The organism is Elusimicrobiota bacterium (assembly GCA_040757695.1).
GTDB lineage: Bacteria > Elusimicrobiota > UBA8919 > UBA8919 > UBA8919 > JBFLWK01.
In genome coordinates, this window is the sequence record JBFLWK010000137.1 from 1 (window position 1) to 4109 (window position 4109).

Below are 4109 nucleotides of genomic sequence, written 5' to 3' on the forward strand. Positions count from 1 at the left end.
CCCAGCATCAGTTAGTTCGTTGCCTTATTAACTGTGGGATTTGGTGTTGGACTGGTCGCTACCCTTTATCCAGTTCGGACTTCCACCGACAAGAATTTAAGGAACTTTCTTGGCACACTCATTTTACCCAACCTCCTTTTTCAATTTTTTTGTGCGATAGTAATCGCACCGCTACCATTTCCTTTTTTTATCACCTCCCCCGTTATTTACCATCTCTCAAAATGATTTAACCCGAAAAATGCGTGAAAATGCTATATTTTTGACATATGCTCGTTGGTGACAATTTTTTGAGGTTTAGAAACTAAAACTTCGCAGATATTGAAATACAGTGGGTGATACCTAAATCTCCGTATGGCACCCATGCGTAGTCAAAACCATATCGTCTAAAGCCAAACCCTACTCCTACGCTTAAGCCAGATAAACCGCCCAGTTCTTTATTATTAGTTTTATATCCCAGTCGCGGGCCTATTTTAAATTCTTCTTTGAAACTGCGCGTATATTCCACACCCAAATTTGCTCTTATTTCATTATCTATTGGCACATTTATGTCTAATCCTATTAACAACGGACTACCCCCAAGTTCCAATGTGTAGGCAGAGCCAACCTTTATGTTCATAGGCAGTGGACAATCTTCTTTTGAGAATTTCATAGATGTTCCAATGTTCTGGAATACTAAACCAATTTGCAATGTACGGTTTGCTATTTGCAATTTATCATAAATTCCACCTATGTCAAGTGCTACTGCACTTGCACTGGCATCATCTATTGTGCTTGAAATATATTTTAAGTTTGCGCCCAATAGAATATTCTCCAACAACGATATATTCTCCATTTTCACTGCATAACTTATTGTTATTGCCAGGTCTGTCGGTGTAAATTTCTCGCCTGATGCATTACCCTGGTTGTTATATTTTTCTATTCCATTCATTGATAAATAATTTATTGCGCCGCCAAATATGCCCATTTTAGTTGGCTGGGCATACGCTACATGCTCATAATTTATATCCTCAAACCAAATGCAGTGCATTAGTGAAGCCTCCTTGCCTGATAGTTTATTTAGCCCCGCTGGATTCCAGTATATTGCATTTACATCGTCACTTATTGCACCGTATGCTTCGCCCATTCCTATTGCTCTCGCGCCTACACCGATTTTCAAAAACTGCGCTGAAGTTGTTCCCGCATCGTCTCCACTGAAACTGCTATAGCATACATTTACACAAATGTACACCATTACTACAAACAATACTGATAAATTAGTAAAACTTTTCATGATATTTTCGCCTCCTAAACACTACCTTATTATTGCAATCTTGCTCCTTGCTTTATCTGATCTATTATCAGGGTTTGTTATCAGATAAATATACACTCCAGGGGCTACCTTGTTACTACCAATGCCGGTTGCATTCCACTCGTATTTACCGTCGCCATCATTTTCATCATACTCATGCACTATTTCGCCTACAATATTGTATATTTTTATTTTTGCTTTTGCAGTGAGATTATCAAAGGTTACAACATTTGCCCCGAAACTGCCACCTCCGCCAATCTTGCAAGGATTGGGATAAACTTTAACACCGCCAAGATTGACGGCTGCCGGTGCCGCCATTATCCTATATAAAGTGAAATGGCTAACATTTACTGACACAAACATATTAGCCGCATCAGGCACTGCTCCGGGAACTTCTTCCCATGCACCAGTTGTAGTATTGTAACTGTAAATTCGCAACGAATTTAAGTCACTAATTCCTGCTGCATCTAACATTGCCTGCGTAAAAGGCAGTCGTATAGTAACCTGATAATTAAATACCAAGCCAGTGGGGCCAAAGTCCACTGCTTCGCCTACTGAATTCATATCGCTGGGCGTTGGCGGCGGGTTAATCACCACGCTAATAGATATAGTTAAAGTAGACCTAAGTGCCCCTGAAGAAATATCCACGCCAGCATTGTTTATTTTACTGGATGTGTCAGACACTTCAACTGTTCCTCCGGCAGTACCAACATCCTGAGATTTTTCTTCCTGAAGTGTACTCCCTGCAGGTGGTGGCTCAGAGACAAAGAACCCATCAGTTAAAGTATCAGATTGACTGTCTGAATTGGTAACTACCACATTCCAGTAACCAACAGTTTTACCTGTTAAATCAAAAATGCAGGTTATGCTTGTGGTTGTTATATTCACATTTGTTCCGGTGATATCACTTTCGTCTGTTTTGGTGAGTTTAGTTGTTGTGCCAGAGTGAAAATAATTACCCACAATAGTAACATCTGCACTGCTATCATTTTTAGATGTGTTCGGCGTGATGCTTAATATTTCAGGTGTAGGAAAAACTATTGTGAAACCATCTGATAAACTTGCAGATTGCGCATTGGGATTTGTCACAACCACAGTCCACGGTCCCGTGGAAGAACCTGTAAGGTCAAAATAACATGTAATCATGGATGCACTCACTACAGTAATATTTGTGCCGTTGATATCAGTTTTTCCTGTTTTGGTAAGTTTAACTGCGGCGTTGGTTTCAAATCCCGTTCCTGCAAGGTTTTCTATAAATATTGTTTGCATATTGTGTCCGCTATTTGGCGTTATACTTGTGATACTTGCCGATGGCGCCTTTTCAGTAACAACTTTTAATTCATCACAAAAATCAGTAGCAATGCCATCATTGTTGTACCCAGATATCTTAAACCAGTATGTCGTGCAGGGGTTTAGGACTGTTACTTGGCGAGTCGTCCAGTTAATAAGGTCAGCAACAAATTGCCATTGTGTTTGATTGGTAGATTTCTGTATTTCATAGTCCTTTGCCCCACCCTCGCCGTGCGACCAGGACAAGTCAACTGTATTATGAGTTATCACTAATGCAGTCAAGTTTGTTGGCGGATTTGCTTTGGTATATTTAGTCGCGGACTCTGAATTAGAATAACCCGCGAAATTGTGAACCTGAACAAATCTGTAGTATGAAGTATTTGGGCTGAGGTTTGTCTCTACCCAGAAAGTAGCGTTTGCCAGCACACTACCGACTATTCCACCTGTGTCTGTAATTATTCTGAAGCCCGTTTCTGTGTTAGAATTATCAGTCCAGTACCAGTTGATTGCAGTTGTGGATATAGCAATTCCGCTGAATCCTGTAGGCGCTGGTGGAAGTGTAAAAGCAGTTGCACCGTTAGATACTTCTGACCAATTTAATGCCTCATCACCTGTCCAGACGCGGATGTAGTAGGTGGTTTCACCGGTGAGCCCTGTGAGTGTGTAATACTGCCAGTCCCCAAGGTTTACGCCTGAAACTGGAATTTGTCTTTGCGCACTCATTGTACTCCAGGTCACAATGTAACTTGAAAACTGTACTCTGTATTTTGCATTTTGTAATTGTCCTTGCGTGCCATCATCTCCTGGAGCGGTCCAGGTCAAATCTATTTCCCCCTCATTTGAACCAGTAACTGCAGTTAAAGTTGAAATTGCACTCGGTGAGGTTTCATCCGGCTCTGACGGTTGAAAATGTTTTGAAATAAAGATGTTGTAACCGCCAGTGGTCTCTTGAACATAGCCAATTACATAAAGATTACCACTGCCATCAATGGTAATCCCATGGCCTTCATCAGTGGTGTTTGCTGAGCCATTAATACACACGCTGGATTGAAGAACCAAATCTGAGTTAAATTTACCTACCCAGATGTCATTCCCACCACTGGCACCATTAATCCAGCCAGTAACATAAACATTACTAGAGGCATCAACTGTGATACTGTAACCACGATCAGAATTATTTTGCGAACCATTAAAAGTTGTGCTTGAATAATTAAAAATTGCAAATGCATTGGACTTTATTCCAATAATTAACAGTATAGACAAAATAAAAATGACCTTTAATTTCAAAATAACTCTACTTAAAATTTTCATATTCATTGATTTTTTACCCCCTCAACTTTTACTCACAAACAGAAAAACAACCTATAACAAACAAAAACAAGCCAACCAACATTCCTACTCTTTTCATTTTACCCAACCTCCTCTTTTAATTTTTTTGTAGTTGCCGAGCCTGACATAACATCAGACCAGGTTTATCAGGTTTTTATTCGCTCAATGAATTGGGCAACTATATTTTTCTCTGACTTCTTAC

General features: G+C 40.0%; 2 protein-coding genes. Both read right to left on the reverse strand.

Annotated elements, in window-relative coordinates; all coding sequences use genetic code 11:
• Window positions 1–301: 301 nt before the first annotated feature.
• A complete protein-coding gene (locus AB1349_13140) occupies window positions 302–1270 on the reverse strand; it encodes a PorV/PorQ family protein (protein MEW6558268.1) in 969 nt (322 codons plus the stop codon).
• A gap of 21 nt (window positions 1271–1291) precedes the next feature.
• Window positions 1292–3895, reverse strand: coding sequence for a fibronectin type III domain-containing protein (locus AB1349_13145; GenBank protein MEW6558269.1), 2604 nt, complete (start codon window positions 3893–3895; stop codon window positions 1292–1294).
• Window positions 3896–4109 lie beyond the last annotated feature (214 nt).